11 protein-coding genes and 8 tRNA genes are annotated in these 17,285 nt (G+C 43.7%); 14 read left to right on the top strand and 5 right to left on the bottom strand.

Annotated elements, in window-relative coordinates; all coding sequences use genetic code 11:
- The first annotated feature begins 5 nt into the window (after positions 1 to 5).
- The 5 genes from pepN (at position 6) to MSP8886_RS15260 (ending at position 9,672) form a co-directional block, all read left to right on the top strand.
- Positions 6 to 2,639, top strand: a complete 2,634-nt coding sequence (pepN, locus tag MSP8886_RS15280; RefSeq protein WP_067017986.1) for an aminopeptidase N — start codon at positions 6 to 8, stop codon at positions 2,637 to 2,639.
- A gap of 197 nt (positions 2,640 to 2,836) precedes the next feature.
- Positions 2,837 to 4,540, top strand: coding sequence for a coiled-coil domain-containing protein (locus tag MSP8886_RS15275; RefSeq protein WP_067017984.1), 1,704 nt, complete (start codon positions 2,837 to 2,839; stop codon positions 4,538 to 4,540).
- Positions 4,541 to 4,824: 284 nt separating this feature from the next.
- Positions 4,825 to 8,559 (top strand): methionine synthase, encoded by a 3,735-nt coding sequence (gene metH / locus MSP8886_RS15270; protein ID WP_067017982.1) that lies wholly within the window; start codon positions 4,825 to 4,827, stop codon positions 8,557 to 8,559.
- A gap of 53 nt (positions 8,560 to 8,612) precedes the next feature.
- Positions 8,613 to 9,221, top strand: coding sequence for a cob(I)yrinic acid a,c-diamide adenosyltransferase (cobO, locus tag MSP8886_RS15265; RefSeq protein ID WP_083200978.1), 609 nt, complete (start codon positions 8,613 to 8,615; stop codon positions 9,219 to 9,221).
- A 97-nt stretch (positions 9,222 to 9,318) separates the two neighbouring features.
- The gene (locus MSP8886_RS15260) at positions 9,319 to 9,672 is read left to right on the top strand and encodes a RidA family protein (protein WP_067017980.1); all 354 of its coding nucleotides are present in this window, start codon (positions 9,319 to 9,321) and stop codon (positions 9,670 to 9,672) included.
- Between the two features lie 73 nt (positions 9,673 to 9,745).
- Here the strand turns inward: MSP8886_RS15260 and MSP8886_RS15255 are convergent, their stop codons facing one another.
- A complete protein-coding gene (locus MSP8886_RS15255) occupies positions 9,746 to 10,237 on the bottom strand; it encodes a Crp/Fnr family transcriptional regulator (protein WP_067017978.1) in 492 nt (163 codons plus the stop codon).
- A gap of 303 nt (positions 10,238 to 10,540) precedes the next feature.
- Here MSP8886_RS15255 and MSP8886_RS15250 point away from each other — a divergent pair, with 303 nt between their 5' ends.
- Positions 10,541 to 12,127 carry an ABC-F family ATPase gene (locus MSP8886_RS15250; RefSeq protein WP_067017976.1) on the top strand — a complete coding sequence of 529 codons (1,587 nt, stop codon included), beginning with the start codon at positions 10,541 to 10,543 and terminating at the stop codon, positions 12,125 to 12,127.
- An 89-nt stretch (positions 12,128 to 12,216) separates the two neighbouring features.
- On the opposite strand, the gene MSP8886_RS15245 is transcribed toward MSP8886_RS15250, so the two are convergent.
- The 4 genes from MSP8886_RS15245 to MSP8886_RS15230 all read right to left on the bottom strand — a co-directional run bounded on the left by MSP8886_RS15245 (position 12,217) and on the right by MSP8886_RS15230 (position 16,137).
- Positions 12,217 to 13,116, bottom strand: a complete 900-nt coding sequence (locus MSP8886_RS15245) for an MOSC domain-containing protein (RefSeq protein WP_245659112.1) — start codon at positions 13,114 to 13,116, stop codon at positions 12,217 to 12,219.
- A 100-nt stretch (positions 13,117 to 13,216) separates the two neighbouring features.
- Positions 13,217 to 14,095 carry a protease HtpX gene (htpX, locus tag MSP8886_RS15240; RefSeq protein ID WP_083200977.1) on the bottom strand — a complete coding sequence of 293 codons (879 nt, stop codon included), beginning with the start codon at positions 14,093 to 14,095 and terminating at the stop codon, positions 13,217 to 13,219.
- A gap of 66 nt (positions 14,096 to 14,161) precedes the next feature.
- Positions 14,162 to 15,379, bottom strand: a complete 1,218-nt coding sequence (locus MSP8886_RS15235) for a pyridoxal phosphate-dependent aminotransferase (RefSeq protein WP_067017971.1) — start codon at positions 15,377 to 15,379, stop codon at positions 14,162 to 14,164.
- A 185-nt stretch (positions 15,380 to 15,564) separates the two neighbouring features.
- On the bottom strand, positions 15,565 to 16,137 hold the full coding sequence (locus tag MSP8886_RS15230) for a YajG family lipoprotein (RefSeq protein ID WP_067017969.1): 573 nt from the start codon (positions 16,135 to 16,137) through the stop codon (positions 15,565 to 15,567).
- Between the two features lie 139 nt (positions 16,138 to 16,276).
- Here MSP8886_RS15230 and MSP8886_RS15225 point away from each other — a divergent pair.
- The 8 genes from MSP8886_RS15225 to MSP8886_RS15190 all read left to right on the top strand — a co-directional run bounded on the left by MSP8886_RS15225 (position 16,277) and on the right by MSP8886_RS15190 (position 17,257).
- Positions 16,277 to 16,352: transfer RNA gene (locus tag MSP8886_RS15225), tRNA-Glu, on the top strand.
- A gap of 54 nt (positions 16,353 to 16,406) precedes the next feature.
- Positions 16,407 to 16,481: transfer RNA gene (locus MSP8886_RS15220), tRNA-Gly, on the top strand.
- Between the two features lie 51 nt (positions 16,482 to 16,532).
- Positions 16,533 to 16,608: transfer RNA gene (locus MSP8886_RS15215), tRNA-Glu, on the top strand.
- Positions 16,609 to 16,691: 83 nt separating this feature from the next.
- Positions 16,692 to 16,766 (top strand) — tRNA-Gly (locus tag MSP8886_RS15210).
- Between the two features lie 51 nt (positions 16,767 to 16,817).
- Positions 16,818 to 16,893, top strand: a tRNA-Glu gene (locus tag MSP8886_RS15205).
- 43 nt (positions 16,894 to 16,936) lie between these two features.
- Positions 16,937 to 17,011: transfer RNA gene (locus tag MSP8886_RS15200), tRNA-Gly, on the top strand.
- Between the two features lie 52 nt (positions 17,012 to 17,063).
- Positions 17,064 to 17,139, top strand: a tRNA-Glu gene (locus MSP8886_RS15195).
- 43 nt (positions 17,140 to 17,182) lie between these two features.
- Positions 17,183 to 17,257: transfer RNA gene (locus MSP8886_RS15190), tRNA-Gly, on the top strand.
- Positions 17,258 to 17,285 lie beyond the last annotated feature (28 nt).

Below are 17,285 nucleotides of genomic sequence, written 5' to 3'. Positions count from 1 at the left end.
AGTACATGAAAGAGAGTCAACCCTCAGCAATATTATTGAAAGACTACAAGGTTCCTCCTTTTCTTATCGATAAAACCGAATTGACCTTTGATCTTGATGAGACAAACACCGTCGTTACATCGCATTTGCATATGCGCCGTAACCCAGCCTGTGGTAAATCTACTCAACCGCTGGTGTTAGATGGTGGGGAAGATATCAAGCTAATTGGTGTTGCAATGGATGGCTACACACTCCCAAGTGAAGAATATCGTTTAGTAGATGACAAACTGATTATTACAGCAACGGCTGATGAGTTTGTTCTTACCTGCGAAACATTAATCGACCCACAAAACAACACACGTCTTGAAGGCTTATACCGTTCTTCCTCCATGTTTTGTACACAATGTGAGGCAGAAGGTTTCCGTCACATTACCTATTATCTCGATCGCCCTGATGTTATGTCGGTTTTCACGACCACCATCATTGCCGATGAGACTCGTTACCCTGTGATGCTGTCTAATGGTAATGAAACAGAACGAGGAAAAACAGACGAAGGAAAAACCTTCGTTGTATGGCACGACCCATTCCCAAAACCGGCTTACCTATTTGCCCTAGTGGCAGGCGATCTAGCGGTAAAAAATGATGTGTTCACAACGCAGAGTAAACGCGATATAAAACTGCAAATTTTTACTGAACGCCATAATATTGATAAAGTCAATTATGCTATGGAAGCCTTGAAGCGCTCCATGCGTTGGGATGAAGAAACTTACGGCCGTGAATACGATCTGGATATTTTTATGATTGTCGCGGTAGATGACTTCAACATGGGGGCAATGGAAAATAAAGGGCTAAATATTTTTAACTCTTCTTGTTTACTAGCCAGCCCAGAAACCACGACTGATGATGCTTTTCTGCGCGTGGAGTCCGTTGTTGCCCATGAATATTTCCACAACTGGTCTGGTAACCGTGTTACTTGTCGTGATTGGTTTCAGTTAAGCTTAAAAGAGGGCTTTACAGTTTTCCGTGATCAAAGCTTCTCATCGGATATGCACTCTGAAACAGTAAAGCGTGTGGAAGATGTATCTTTTCTGAAAACGGCACAGTTTGCAGAAGACGCCGGTCCAATGGCGCATCCTGTTCGCCCTTCTTCTTACATTGAGATTTCAAACTTCTATACCTTGACGGTCTATGAAAAGGGCGCTGAAATTGTTCGTATGATCCATACCTTGTTAGGTGAAGAAGCATTCCGCAAAGGCTCCGATTTATACTTTGAACGTCACGATGGTCAAGCGGTAACATGTGACGACTTCGTTGCTGCTATGCAAGATGCCTCTGGTGTGGATTTAACTCTATTTAAACGTTGGTACTCACAAGCTGGTACACCTGTTGTGACGGTTACGGATGAATATGATGAACAAACGAAAACCTATCGTTTAACGGTTAAGCAACATACCCCAGCAACCCCCGCTCAACCAACCAAGCTTTCTCTGCATATTCCAATTCGAGTTGGTTTAATAAGTGAACAGGGTGACGCATTAACGGCTGATTTTCACAACGAGCGCTCAGACGATTTCGTTCTACACTTAAAAGACAATGAGCAAACGTTTGAATTCACGAGTGTACACAGTAAACCTATCCCATCCTTGCTGCGTTCATTTTCTGCGCCAGTGAAATTGCACTACGAGTACACTACAGAACAACTGCTTCTGTTATTGTCCTGTGACAGTGATGGCTTTAATCGCTGGAGCGCAGCGCAGCAATTGGCGGTGAATGAATTAAGTCAACTGATTCAGCAAGCCGAAAATGGTGACGCTTTCTCTATCGATTCAAATTTAGTGGCGGGCTTTAAAGCACTACTAGAAGACGAAACGCTTGATCCTGCTATGGTGGCTTTGATTCTCAAGCTACCAAGCCAAGCTTACTTGTCAGAACTGGCAGAGGTTATTGACCCTCAAGCAATCAAAGGGGCTCGTCATTTCTTGAAAGTAACCATTGCCAATGCTTTGGCTGCTCAGTTTGCTGATGTCTATAAAAAACATGTTGTCATGGGTAAATATCAAGCCAATGCACAAGACATCGCCCACCGTTCTTTGAAAAATACCGCTTTGTCATACTGGGCTGAATCAGCAGATCAACGAGCGCAAACGGCTGTCGCTGAACAATTTAAACAAGCAGATAACATGACAGATCAGTTTGCTGCCTTGTCTATTGCGGTGAAGACCAACCATAAAAGTGCACAAAATATGCTCACCGCTTTCTACGAACAATGGAAAGCAGAGCCTCTTGTCGTCAATAAATGGTTAATGTTAAGTGCCTCACAAGAAAGCGATGATGCATTGGGTGCTGTGAAAGCTTTAATGGAGCATCCATCATTTGATTTGAAAAACCCCAATAAAGTTCGCTCCGTATTGGGCGGCTTTGGTCAAAATACCTCAGGGTTCCATCATAAAGATGGTTCAGGTTACCAATTCTTAGCCGATCAGATTATTGTTTTAAACAAGCGTAATCCGCAATTGGCCTCTCGACTATGCACCCCTCTAACACGCTGGAAAAAACTTAAGCCAGAGTTAAGTGTACAAATGAAGCAACAATTAGAACGCATTCTTGCAGAAGATCTTTCTAAAGATGTTTATGAAGTGGTTTCAAAATCTTTAGCGTGATGTATTTTTATCAAATGAAGTAAACTCATAAAAACCCAAGACTTTTCATCTTGGGTTTTTTTTGTTTAAGCATCTACAATAAAGAAATAGAAGCTATTGAAAAGAGTGAAAAATTTACGTTTTTTTTGCATTTTACTTTGGATTCTGGCATAACAGATTAACTAATTAATGAGCTTGGGTTTGTTTAGGGGCATATAATGATAAGTCGTACCGCTTTGTTTATACCTATCGCATTAGGACTCATGACCACAGCTTGTAGTACAACGAGCAATACGTCATCGCAAGGTCAATCCGGCAGGACTGAAGGAGGGAATATACCTCATTCATCCGTAGCGAGAAATCCAGCTTCCTTTCAAGAAACGTTGCAAGAAAAAAATCAGCGTATTGCAGCATTACAACAAACATTAACCAAAAACCAAAGCCAATTGGCGGATTTGCAACATCAACTGGATGAGAAAGACGCGTTAATAGACGCTTTAGGAAAATCATCGTCAAGTTCTGAGGCCCTGATCGCCCTAGAAAAAGAAAAGCGTCTACGCCGTGATTTAGAATCTCGGTATGCTCAGCTTAGAATAGATAATGACCGCCTTAATAAAAAAATCACCCAACTGAAAACGGAAAATATCTCTCTTGAAAAGCAGCTCACCAGTAATTCTTCTGTAAACAAAACGTCACAAAATCAAGCAAGCTCAAATGCTAAATTGGATTTTGTGACATTAAATAAAAGCTATCAAACACTAAACTCTGCTTATTCCGCACTGCAAAAAAAATACCACTCCCTAGAAAACAAGGAAAAAACGTTACAGCAACGTTATAACAAATTGACCCTCGACAACTTGTCCAATCAGAAAGCATTAGATTCGCTAAAAGCAGAGAATTTAAAACTGGGCGGGCAAATATCCGATGCTAGAGCACAACAAGAGTCTTTGTGGGATAAAATTCATGTACAAGAGGGCATGATAAAACACTTACAGGCTAAATTAACTGAACAATATAGAAACCAACCAACACCTTCTGACGACACAACGAGCAATCAAGGCAATAGCCAACTACAAGGCCAGATAGCAACCCTCGAAGCAAGGCTAAAAGCACAGGTAAGTTTGATTGATGACTATAAAAAGAAGGTACGGACGCTGAAAAAGCAACTCGCTCAACACAAAGTCAATAACCGCCATATAAAAGCTTTAGAGACACAATTAGCACGACTTGAACAAATGAATGTCGATGCAAACAAGGCGCTAAAAGACAGCAATAAAGCGTTATTAGCGAGTCAGGCTCAAGCCGAGTCGTTGTCGAATCAACTGACAGGCTTAGAACAAGATAAAGCCAGTTTAGAGAAACAATTAGCGTCTTTAAAAGAGCAATCAGCCAGAGATGCTACAGAGAGGAATAAATTGGCAGCTCAAGTGAATGACCTGATTCCGTTTCAAGCAGAAGTAGCCTCCCTTAAAAATCAGCTGGCCGTTGGTCTACAGAGTGTGACATGGCAGCTTCCTAAAGAAGCCTCTTTGCATAACAACTTCGAGATTGTTGTGACCGCCCGTGTCAACAACCCCGTAGCAGGACAAAGCTACATTGCTCAGTTAGTGACGGATAGTGCGATTCAAATGATCAGCAGCCCTAAAGTTGAAGCAACACTACAAAATGGCCAATTACAATGGCGTTGGCGATTAAATGGTCTTAACGAACGGCCCAATGCCAAATTAAACTTATTTGTATCGCAACAAATGAACTACCACGATAAAGTTATCTTAAGGCAAGTGTATGATGGTAGTGAAACCATGGCGTTAAATAATGATAACCTGCTTGATAAATATGGTTTCTGGGCTGGAGCTATTTTACTTGGCTTAGCTGGTGGCTTTGGGGCCGGTTATATGAGTAGGAGAAAGAAAGAGGCATGATTGCATTGCTCTTGCAAAGACCTTTTTAGCTATGGCGAAGGTTTTTCTAGAGACAGAATGCCGATGACAAATGTGCACTACAATCAGTGACTCTAAGCCCTCGCTTCCCCAAAAGAAGCAGGGCTTTTTTGTCTGTGTGCTTTCAGCGAGCTTATTCCACCTTTCATTTCTTATATTTTGTCCTTGATGAGTCAGATCATTCAACTCTACATTATTAATATTCAACACTTAGCCGCTGAGTTTTAGGTATAGTAAGCTCGCATATTCATATTGAGGTGGTGACAGTGGTAAAGTCCAAATCGTATTCCATTATTGAAGCGCGTTTAGCGCAAAACGTACTGATTCTTGATGGTGCAATGGGAACCATGATTCAGTCGTATAAGCTTGAAGAGCAGGACTATCGTGGCGAACGTTTTGAAGACTGGGAGAGTGAGTTAAAAGGGAATAATGATTTACTGTCATTAACACAACCAAAAATCATCAAAGATATCTACTCAGCCTATTTAGCGGCGGGGGCTGACATCATTGAAACAAACACCTTCAATGCTAACGCCATTTCCATGTTGGATTATCATATGGAGGCGCTTAGTTATGAGCTGAACTACGAATCAGCTCGATTAGCGCGCGAAGCCGCTGATGAATTCACTCAGCAAAACCCTGAGAAGCCACGCTTTGTCGCTGGTGCAGTAGGGCCGACCAGTCGAACTTGTACCATTTCACCAGATGTTAACGACCCAGGATTTCGTAATATTCACTTCGATGAATTAGTCGAGGCTTATACCGTGGCCGTTGATGGTCTTGTTAAAGGTGGTGTGGACCTCATTCTTATCGAAACGATTTTCGATACCCTAAATGCCAAAGCCGCTATTTATGCTGTTTTAGATTATTTCGAAAAAACCGGTGTTCGTTACCCAATTATGATCTCAGGCACCATCACGGACGCATCTGGCCGAACGTTGTCAGGACAAACCACTGAAGCATTTTGGAACTCTATTGCACATGCTAAACCACTCTCTGTTGGTTTGAATTGTGCATTGGGACCAAAAGATTTGCGCCAATATGTAGAAGAGTTATCGCGCATTGCTGATACTCATGTGTCTGCGCACCCCAACGCTGGTTTGCCTAATGCATTTGGTGAATACGATGAAACACCAGAAGAAATGCTCGAAGAAATTCAAGGTTGGGTCGATTCCGGTTTTATTAACATCATTGGGGGTTGCTGTGGTACCGCACCGAATCACATAGAAACCTTTGCTAAAGCCTTCCGACAGTCGACCCCTCGCCAAATTCCGACTATCGAAAAAGCCTGTCGTTTATCTGGACTTGAGCCATTCAATATTGATGGAAACGCCTTATTTGTAAATGTTGGTGAGCGAACCAATGTCACAGGCTCAGCGATGTTTAAGCGCTTGATTAAAGAAGGGGACTTCGATACAGCACTGGACGTTGCTCGTCAACAAGTAGAAAACGGCGCGCAGATTATCGATATCAACATGGATGAAGGCATGCTGGACTCCAAGGCCGCCATGGAGCGTTTCCTTAAGTTGATCGCATCTGAGCCTGACATCTCGCGTGTGCCTATCATGCTGGACTCATCTAAATGGGACATTCTCGAAGCGGGCCTGAAATGGATTCAAGGTAAAGGGGTTGTTAACTCCATTAGTATGAAAGAAGGGGAAGACAATTTTCGTGAACAAGCGAAAAAGCTCATGAAGTATGGTGCAGCGGTTATCGTGATGGCATTCGACGAACTCGGCCAGGCGGATACCCGAGAGCGAAAAATCGAGATTTGTCGTCGTTCTTATAAAATTCTTGTCGATGAAGTCGGTTTTCCGCCAGAAGACATTATTTTTGACCCCAATATTTTTGCCATAGCGACCGGTATTGAAGAGCATAACCGTTACGCGTTAGATTTTATTGAGGCGACGGGAGACATTACCCGCGAATTACCCTATGCCAAGGTATCGGGTGGGGTGTCTAACGTGTCGTTTTCTTTCCGAGGCAACAACCCTGTTCGCGAAGCCATCCATGCTGTGTTCTTATATCATGCCATTAAACAAGGTATGACCATGGGGATCGTCAATGCTGGGCAATTAGCTTTGTATGAAGACATCCCAATTAAATTGCGCGATGCAGTAGAAGATGCCGTATTAAATCGCACTCCGGATGCCACCGATAACTTGCTAGCCATTGCTGGCGAGTTTGCAGGTACTGGCGAGGTCGCAGAAAAAGAAACACAAGAGTGGCGCAACTTACCGGTAACAGAACGTTTAAGCCATGCTTTGGTTAAAGGGATTACCGAATTCATCGATGACGACACTGAAGAGGCGCGTCAAGCGTATGCCCGTCCTTTGGAGGTCATTGAAGGCCCCCTTATGGATGGCATGGGCATTGTGGGGGACTTGTTTGGTTCAGGTAAGATGTTCTTACCTCAGGTGGTCAAATCGGCTCGCGTCATGAAAAAAGCCGTTGCTTACTTAATGCCTTTTATTGAAGAAGAGAAACGCCTGAACATGGACACCGCATCGTCCAGTAATGGCAAAATTGTCATGGCCACTGTAAAAGGCGATGTTCATGACATTGGTAAAAATATTGTTGGCGTTGTTTTGCAATGTAATAACTTTGAAGTCATTGACCTTGGGGTCATGGTTCCTGCCGAAAAAATATTGCGTACCGCCAAAGAGGAAGGAGCCGATATGATTGGCCTATCCGGCTTGATTACTCCATCACTGGATGAAATGGTACATGTGGCAAAAGAAATGGAGCGACAAGGTTTCAATCTGCCGGTAATGATCGGCGGAGCAACCACTTCCAAAGCTCATACAGCGGTTAAAATTGAGCAAAACTATAAACAAAATCAAGTGGTTCATGTTACCAATGCCTCACGCAGCGTGGGGGTTGCCAGTGCTTTACTGAGCAAGGATACAGCTCGCCGACAAGCCTTTATTGATGAGATCAAAGTCGATTATGAAAAAACGCGCCTGCGCTATAAAGACCGAGCCAAAGCAGGTCGTCGAGTCTCACTGGACAAAGCGCGTCTAAATAAAACCCCCGTCGATTTTTCCAGTGGCATAGTGACGCCAAATAATCTTGGCATCACCGTGTTGACTGAAAATGATATCGATTTGGCCGAAGTTCGACATTACATCGATTGGACGCCTTTTTTCCAAACATGGGAATTGGCCGGCGCTTATCCGCGCATTTTAACGGACGAAATAGTTGGTGTGGAAGCGACACGTGTTTATAACGATGCGCTCGCCATGTTGGATAACGTGATCGCGAATGCCAGCTTACAGGCACGAGCCATAGTGGGTTTGTTTCCAGCCAATCAAGTAGACGATGACGACATTGAAATTTATGCAGACGAGTCTCGCAGTGAAGTTATAGAGCATTTATCATTCTTGCGGATACAAAATGAACTGACGGCACCAGGCAAATATAACCATAGCTTGGCCGACTTTGTTGCCCCTAAAGCGTCGAAGATTCCTGATTATATCGGTGCTTTTGCGTGCGCTGCGGGTTTTGGTATTGAGCCCATCGTTGCGAAATACGAGGCCGATCACGATGATTATAACTCTATTATGATCAAAGCTGTCGCGGATCGTTTAGCTGAGGCTACGGCAGAGTTCTTACATGAAAAAGTGCGTAAGGAGATCTGGGGCTATGCACCAGATGAAAGTTTGACTAATGCGCAATTAATTAAAGAAAAGTATCAAGGGATTCGCCCTGCGCCAGGGTATCCAGCTTGCCCTGATCATACAGAGAAAGCCAAACTGTGGTCACTATTGAAAGTCAAAGATAATATTGATATGGAAATTACAGAAAGCTTTGCTATGTTGCCAACAGCGGCGGTCAGTGGCTGGTACTTCGCTCATCCAGCCTCAACGTATTTTGGTATTGGCAAAATAGGTCCTGATCAAGTGGATGATTACGCCAAACGCAAGGGTATGAGCAAAGAAGATACTGAACGCTGGTTAGCGCCAAATCTTGGCTACGACCCAGAAGATGATAGAGTGTAGTATGACGGGGTGTTAACTCTCATTGTTTATTTACATCAACTAGGAAGGCCATTGTGTCAAAAGCGATTCAAGACCCAGAAAAACATCAGAAACGCATGCAAAACATCAAAAAGCATGTAGACAAACGTATCACCAAAGCCCAAGAAGATAAGGGAACCTTTGTACTATTAACTGGTAATGGAAAAGGGAAATCCAGTTCAGCATTAGGAATGGTCGCTCGTGCGTTGGGTCATGGTATGAAAGTAGGGGTAGTGCAATTTCTCAAAGGTGAGTGGAACACAGGAGAAATTGATTTTTTTAAAAAGCAAGACGGCATTAGATGGGAAATTATGTCCTCTGGCTTTACATGGGAAACGCAAAATCGTGAGGCAGATGTTGCTTCGTCAGAAGAGGCCTGGCAAAAAGCAACGGATATGCTGGCGGATGCAAGTCTTGATTTAGTGGTGCTCGATGAGCTGACATATCTACTTCATTATGAATATCTTTCTGAAGACCATGTTCTGGAAGCGCTGATGAATCGACCAGAGTGTCAGCATCTTGTGGTGACAGGAAGAGGAGCGAGTGAGTCTTTGATTGCGTTAGCGGACACCGTCAGCGAAATAAAAGAAGTGAAACATGCTTTTAAGCGTGGCATAAAAGCTCAGAAAGGACTGGAATTTTAGCTGTTTCTAGTCAAAAAACCTAGTTTTAATCAATATACAGATGAATATTCTTTCTGGATATTGCTAATATTCTGCTTTATTTACATTGAGGTGAGCTATGAAAATTGAGCGCTTGGAAATTACTCCACGTATGAGTCGTATTGTAAAGCACAACGGTACCATTTATCTTTGCGGGCAGGTGGCGGCGGATGCAAGCGCAGATATTGCTGAACAAACTCAAACCATGTTAGATAAAGTGGAAGTTTTATTAGAGCAGGCAGGTTCTAGCAAAGAGCATCTTTTGTCGGCCACTATTTATCTTCGAGACATGAAAGATTTTGCTGCAATGAATGACGTTTGGGATGCTTGGGTTGTACAAGGACATACACCAGCTCGTGCCTGTGTAGAAGCCCGCCTAGCTCGCCCTGAGCTGTTAGTCGAAATCTCAGTTGTTGCTGCAGAGAAGTACTAAGCGCATGAAAACATGCGCTGCATATCTCTGGTAGTGTTTTGGGTGGTAAGCAAAGCTCTCGCGCTTGCTTGAGTTACGCTTTTATACTTACGTGGTTTTCCACCAAGGCATTACCAAGCTCTCTTAGCGACCTTGCCATGTCACGAGATAAATTCATCAGTAAAATACCAAAATCAAATGCATAGTCATCGTGAAAGTCGCTAAATAACTGACTGGTAACCTCCAGTACAAGGCTGTTTTCTTTGGCGATTGCTTTACCTACTTTATCATGCAAAGCAATCATTGAAACGAAACCGACGGCTTCACCAAAATTAATGCTTCTGGTATGACAGGTTTGGTCATTGTGGGTTTTGTAAAAATCCAAACAGCCTTCCAAGACGACGTAAAAGCGATCACCCTTATCACCATAGTCAAACAGTTGATCACCAGACTCCAGCTCAATAAGCGCTCCGTTCTTGAGTAAATAGGTAATAGAGCGTTCTGATAGGGCACCAAAAACAGAGCCTTCTTTGAGTCTAGATGGCTCCAGAGTATAGCTTGTATCTTGCTTAAGGACGGTTTTCATTTATGGTCTCCCGTCAATCAATGTCTCTTCTCTGTCGATAGTAATCCTTTGTTTGTTGGCTTTGTATCCCTGTTTCTATAAGTTTTAGCGTCTTCTATCATTTAATGACAGCCTATTTCTGTGTTGAGTCGTAATAATTGGAGTAGGATTGTAAGCATTTGTTCCCTTGATATAGCTTATTTTTTATCAGTAATTTTATCTTCTGTCTTAAAGAGCGAGGGGTATCTGTGCGATAATGCTGATCATTAATGCAAGCTGCCAACTCAGGTGTGCTCAATTTACTTTTAAAAGCGGAAAAATACCTTGTTAACAACTGCCAATATCACCATGCAATTTGGTGCCAAGCCTTTATTCGAAAATGTGTCTGTTAAGTTTGCTGAAGGCAAGCGCTACGGTCTAATCGGTGCAAATGGGTGCGGTAAATCCACCTTTATGAAAATCCTCGGCGGCGATTTAGAGCCGAGTTCGGGTAACGTATCTAAGGACCCAAATGAGCGTCTAGGTAAATTAAAACAGGATCAATTTGCTTACGAAGAATATTCTGTCATCGATACGGTGATTATGGGTCACACAGAGCTGTGGGCAGTTAAGTCTGAAAAAGATGCGATTTACGCCAATCCCGAAATGACCGAAGAAGATGGGCTTCGGGCCGGAGATTTGGAAGCAGAATTTGCGGAAATGGACGGCTACACTGCCGATGCGCGTGCCGGAGAATTGTTATTGGGGGTGGGGATCCCTAGTGAACAACATTATGGCTTGATGAGTGAAGTCGCACCAGGCTTGAAGCTACGTGTATTGCTCGCGCAGGCGCTGTTCTCTGATCCCGATATTCTGTTGCTTGATGAGCCTACCAACAACTTGGACATCAATACCATTCGCTGGCTGGAAGGCGTCTTGGTTGAGCGCAACTGCACCATGATCATCATTTCCCATGACCGCCACTTCCTTAACTCGGTTTGTACCAATATGGCGGATTTAGATTACGGCGAATTGCGTTTGTTTTCAGGAAACTATGATGAATATATGACCGCCGCAACACAAGCTCGCGAGCGTTTATTATCGGATAATGCGAAGAAAAAGGCACAAATCAACGAGCTGAAATCGTTCGTGAGTCGTTTCTCTGCTAACGCTTCAAAATCGAAACAAGCCACCTCACGCGCGAAACAAATTGACAAAATTCAACTTGAAGAAGTCAAACCATCGAGTCGTCAAAGTCCTTTTATTCGTTTTGAACAAGAGAAAAAATTACATCGTATGGCCGTTCAGGTGGAGAATGTGGCCAAGTCTTACGATGAGCAGCTATTCAGCGGCCTGAATATGATGGTGGAAGTCGGTGAGCGTATCGCCGTTATCGGCCCGAACGGAATTGGTAAAACGACCTTACTTAAATGCTTGGTCGGTGACACGGAACTGACTAAAGGCGAAGTAAAGTGGTCTGAGAATGCTAATATAGGCTATTACGCTCAGGATCATGCCCATGAATTCACCAAAGACGTCGATTTGATTGAATGGATGGGGCAGTGGGCTAAAGAAGGCGATGACGAGCAAGTTATTCGTGGCACGCTGGGTCGCCTGTTGTTCTCACAAAATGACATCAAAAAGTCGGTAAAAGTACTTTCTGGTGGGGAGCAAGGCCGAATGCTGTTTGGCAAACTGATGTTGCAAAAACCAAACGTGCTAGTAATGGACGAGCCAACCAACCATATGGATATGGAGTCGATTGAGTCTTTAAACCTAGCACTGGAAAACTACCCAGGGACATTGATTTTTGTCAGTCACGACCGTGAATTTGTCTCCTCTTTGGCGACTCGCATTGTTGAAGTGACCAGTGATGGCATTGTCGATTTCCACGGTACTTACGACGAATATTTAGCCAAACAGGACGCTTAATGTCTTGTATTGACTGAACACGTTAGTGATTCACAATAAAAAGGGAGCCTATATCGAGAGGCTCCCTTTTTATGTCTGCTAAAATGACGTTAGCGTTTGTCTTGATAAGTAAAGGCTTCTTGATACTCTAAAACCTCCATTTTGTCGCCCACGTGAATCTCCCCTGTATTGAGGGCAATGAGATTGATACCAAAATTGATGACTTTTTCCTCAGGCTGCAAACGAAACTTGCCTAATGTTTTCATTGGTTCGCCTTTTTTACTGCGTAGTGCCGTCTCTGGGTGCACAGTGGTAAAAATACAGCGAGCGCAGGGTTTTACATTCTCAAATTCGACGTCACCTATCCGCAGACGTTTCCATGTCTCTTCCTCAAAGGGCTGAGAGCCCGTCACAACAAGATTGGGACGAAATTGCGTCATCTGTATGCTTTCTTGGCATGTACGATTTAACTCCTCTAGAGAAGCCTGGGAAGTTAAGTGGAATGGGTAACCATCGGCAAAGCCCACAGGACTTTCAGGCCTTCTTTTGGTGAACCGTTCAGATTGCTCACCAAAATAGACCAAGCGAACATCACTGTCTAACACTTGGCTAAACCAAGCATTGGCCAGCTCCGAGCAATGTTGTGCTTTTAGTGATTTTTCCCAAATCACAACATCTTGATAGATAGAGCTAAAGGTTGCAGGGTCTAATACCAGCTTAATAGCAGTATCAGGATGAGACAGCTCCCATGTTTTATTAGTAAGCCGCTCAGCTTTGATCAAGACCAACTGGGGGAAGTCTCGGCCAGTGATAAATTCGCCATTTGAATTAATGAGCATATAGCGACGATCCCCAGTTAACCCAGACCACTCTACTTGGCTTTGTACTAATTCCACGCCGTGGATGGATTTGATTGGGTAGATGGAAATCGAAGACAGAGAATAGGGCACAATAGATTCTTCCTTTTTTACAGCGGGTAATTTCTTATTATGCCGATAAGGTAACGTCACACAAGCCCTTTAAGGGCGTTTGTTCACTTGTCTATCGTGAGGTGAAAACAAAAAACGCCCGACGTATCGAGCGTTTTTTTGTATCAAATGGTATTTTTAATTATAAAGCTTGCAGTGCTTTAATTCGATCATTGATAGGTGGGTGGCTAGAGAACAACTCACCCAATGTTGGCATTTTGCCGCGATTAATTCCGAAAGCAACCATACCATCAGGCATATGACTTTCTTCGTGCTCACTTTGCAGACGTGCCAGAGCAGCAATCATAGCGCCTTTACCGCCTAGACGAGCACCCGCTTCATCGGCTCTGAATTCACGGTAACGAGAGAACCACATCACAATCATTGAGGCTAGAATGCCGAATAAAATTTCGAAAACAAACGTAGCAATGTAATAACCCCAACCAACAGAGCCTTCATTGTCATCTTTACGCAGGAACTGATCAACAGCATAAGCGGCAATACGAGCAAAGAACATGACGAAGGTGTTAACTACCCCCTGAATCAAACTCAAAGTCACCATATCACCGTTCGCAACGTGGCCGATCTCATGGCCTAGCACAGCCTTGATCTCATCTGGCGGGAAACGCTCAAGCATGCCGCTTGAGACAGCGACAAGTGCGTCGTTTTTATTCCAGCCAGTCGCGAATGCGTTTGCATCGTGCGATGGAAAAATGGCCACTTCTGGCATTTTGATTCCCGCTTCTCTTGATAATTGAGCAACAGTATCCATTAGCCAAGCTTCTTTGTGGTTACTTGGTTTCTCAATAACCACCGCGCCAGTACCACGCTTAGCCATGAATTTGGACATTAGTAGCGAGATGATACTGCCCGTAAAACCAAATACACCACAGAAAATCAGTAACGAGGTGAAATTCAACCCGTTGCTGGTCATATAATTATTCACCCCCAGCAAGCTGAGAATCACACCAGCCACTAACATGACAGCCAAGTTCGTGACTAAAAACAGAATGATACGCATAACCATGCTCCTTAAAAGATTGTTAAAGAGCATGATAGGGCTGTTTGGTGGAAATTCAAGCAGAAGTTAACGCTTTCTTAATCGATCTAAAAAGGCAGTAAATCGTTCCATGGCAGGGACGAGTTGCTCGACATGAGGTAGGAAGACAAAACGCACATGATCTGGCGTTGGCCAGTTAAACCCAGTACCTTGTACGATCAGTACTTTCTCTTCTTGTAAAAAACGCAAAATAAAATCCATATCGTCTTTTATTTGATACATTTTAGAGTCGAGCCGCGGGAACAAATAGAGCGCACCTTGTGGCTTATGGCAATGTACACCTGGAATAGCATCCAGAGCTTCCCAAGCGACCTGGCGCTGCTCATATAAACGACCACCAGGCTCGATTAACTCATTAATACTTTGGTAACCACCAAGAGCTGTTTGTACGGCGTGCTGCGCAGGCACGTTAGCACATAAACGCATTGAGCTCAGAATATCCAACCCCTCGATGTAGTCTTTAATACCTGACCTGTCTCCTGTAACAATCATCCAGCCTGAACGAAAACCGGCTGTTCGATAAACTTTTGATAGTCCGCCAAAGGTTATGCATGGTGCTCTACCTTCTGTTAATGTACTGGTTGGGATATGAGTGGCGCCATCGTATAAGATCTTATCGTAGATTTCATCGGAGAAAATAAGCAGATTATGCTCAGAGGCAATATCAATGATACCTTCTAGAATAGCTTTCTCGTAAACAGCACCCGTTGGATTATTTGGGTTTATAATCACAATGGCTTTGGTTTTATTAGATATCTTAGCGCGAATATCTTGTAAATCTGGTTGCCAACCGGCGCCTTCATCGCAATGATAGTGTCTAACGTAACCTCCAGAAAGTGTTGCCGCAGCGGTCCATAATGGATAATCCGGTGCCGGGATCAAAATTTCGTCACCATCGTTCAGCAAAGCTTGCATCGCCATCACAATCAGTTCACTAACTCCGTTGCCCATCCAAATGTAATTCACATCGGATGATTTCACGCCGAGGGCTTGGTATTTTTGCATAACCGCTTTGCGAGCGGGATATAAACCTTTTGACTCACAATAGCCTTGAGCGGTTGGAAGGTTGCGAATAACATCGACCAGAATTTCATCTGGTGCTTCAAAGCCGAATGGGGCAGGGTTGCCTATGTTAAGCTTGAGAATACGCTGTCCTTCCTCTTCCATACGCATGGCTTCTTTTAGAACAGGGCCACGAATTTCATAGCAGATATTTGATAGTTTGTTTGACTTTCGAATGTGCACGTTAATTCCTCATCAATCAGACAACCTTAAGTTCATAGGTCAATTCTGTAGATAGATATAGTAGCACGACCTTATCTCTGGAGCATTTTCAATGAGAGGTAAAGGTTTCATATTAGTCTGAAGAAAAATGGAAAGGGGGAGACGTTACATAACGTCCCCCGCTTTGAAGACAGCCTATGACTAGGCTACTGCTGAAGAAGCTTGATAATATTTTGATCCTCAAGTAGTCGGGTAACCGTTTTACTTGCCAGTTCATTCATATCCTTTTGTACGGCAGATTGATAGGGCAAGGTCCCGTATTCTTCCGTTTTTTGTGATGCAAACTTCGCCTTATAAGTTTCATCTCCTGCTGTCACGGTAACATTCAACCCAAAATTCAAGGTGGCAACGGTTTTTAAATTATCTACTTTAGTGGTGTAACTCATTTTCGTAATCACAACGTCCACTTTTGCCGGCGGCAAAACACCTTGGTCTAAAGTAAATCCTAACTTGCGAAGACCATTTACAATACTTTTATTAACACTCTGTTTTACATCATTAGTGGTAAAAATATCCGCACGTTCATTGAGTCCTGTTTTGATTGACCCTATTTGGTTGCCAATCTGTGTTGTTGTACTAACCTGAATCACTCGATTATTACTGAGTTTCTCGCTTTGAATAGAGGCAGTAGGGTCTATTTGTATGTAGTGCGTTGTTGAACAGCCCGCGAGTAAGGCGGCAGACAATGTAAAAGTCAAAATGAGACGTTTATTAAGCATAGTTGCTCCATTTTTATACAAAATTGTTGTAAAACAAGTGTTTAATCTACTAACTTAGCAGATTATTAAAAAAAATGTTGATTTTCCAAATAGTAACAGTAATATACGCACCCGCTCACACAGCAAGACGTGAACGTATGTCCCGTTCGTCTAGAGGCCTAGGACACCGCCCTTTCACGGCGGTAACAGGGGTTCGAACCCCCTACGGGACGCCATCTAGTTAATAGATGATAGTTTACTTCTCTTTAAGGCTGTATGAAAAGCATTTTGCGGGAATAGCTCAGTGGTAGAGCACAACCTTGCCAAGGTTGGGGTCGCGAGTTCGAGCCTCGTTTCCCGCTCCACTTTCACTTGATGTGAAAGTGCAGGTTTACAGTTTTCACAAAACTGATTGTGTCCCGTTCGTCTAGAGGCCTAGGACACCGCCCTTTCACGGCGGTAACAGGGGTTCGAACCCCCTACGGGACGCCACCATCTACTTTTACTAAGTATTAGGTAGAAGATTTAGAAGTTGTTCACTGTGTTATGCGAGTAACGAGTAGGGCGACTGTAATGCGGGAATAGCTCAGTGGTAGAGCACAACCTTGCCAAGGTTGGGGTCGCGAGTTCGAGCCTCGTTTCCCGCTCCACTTTCGCTTGATGTGAAAGTACAGGTTTACAGTTTTCATAAAACTGATTGTGTCCCGTTCGTCTAGAGGCCTAGGACACCGCCCTTTCACGGCGGTAACAGGGGTTCGAACCCCCTACGGGACGCCACTATTTAGTATATCACCCCAATAAAGTAGGGTGGTTTTATAGGGCGGGAATAGCTCAGTGGTAGAGCACAACCTTGCCAAGGTTGGGGTCGCGAGTTCGAGCCTCGTTTCCCGCTCCACTTTCACTTGATGTGAAAGTACAGGTTTACAGTTTTCATAAAACTGATTTGTGTCCCGTTCGTCTAGAGGCCTAGGACACCGCCCTTTCACGGCGGTAACAGGGGTTCGAACCCCCTACGGGACGCCACTATTTAGTATATCACCTGAATAAAGTAGGGTGGTTTTATAGGGCGGGAATAGCTCAGTGGTAGAGCACAACCTTGCCAAGGTTGGGGTCGCGAGTTCGAGCCTCGTTTCCCGCTCCACTTTCACTTGATGTGAAAGTACAGGTTT

The sequence above is a fragment of the Marinomonas spartinae genome, from assembly GCF_900089775.1.
GTDB classification, from domain to species: Bacteria; Pseudomonadota; Gammaproteobacteria; order Pseudomonadales; family Marinomonadaceae; genus Marinomonas; species Marinomonas spartinae.
This window is presented reverse-complemented; position numbering and strand designations above follow the sequence as displayed.

What these genes read in the sequence shown, in the direction of transcription:
- htpX (WP_083200977.1), bottom strand. Translation starts at nt 14,095, where the DNA reads ATGCGTATCATTCTGTTTTTAGTCACGAACTTGGCTGTCATGTTAGTG.
- pepN (WP_067017986.1), top strand. Translation starts at nt 6, where the DNA reads ATGAAAGAGAGTCAACCCTCAGCAATATTATTGAAAGACTACAAGGTT.
- MSP8886_RS15260 (WP_067017980.1), top strand. Translation starts at nt 9,319, where the DNA reads ATGAAAATTGAGCGCTTGGAAATTACTCCACGTATGAGTCGTATTGTA.
- MSP8886_RS15255 (WP_067017978.1), bottom strand. Translation starts at nt 10,237, where the DNA reads ATGAAAACCGTCCTTAAGCAAGATACAAGCTATACTCTGGAGCCATCT.
- MSP8886_RS15275 (WP_067017984.1), top strand. Translation starts at nt 2,837, where the DNA reads ATGATAAGTCGTACCGCTTTGTTTATACCTATCGCATTAGGACTCATG.
- MSP8886_RS15230 (WP_067017969.1), bottom strand. Translation starts at nt 16,137, where the DNA reads ATGCTTAATAAACGTCTCATTTTGACTTTTACATTGTCTGCCGCCTTA.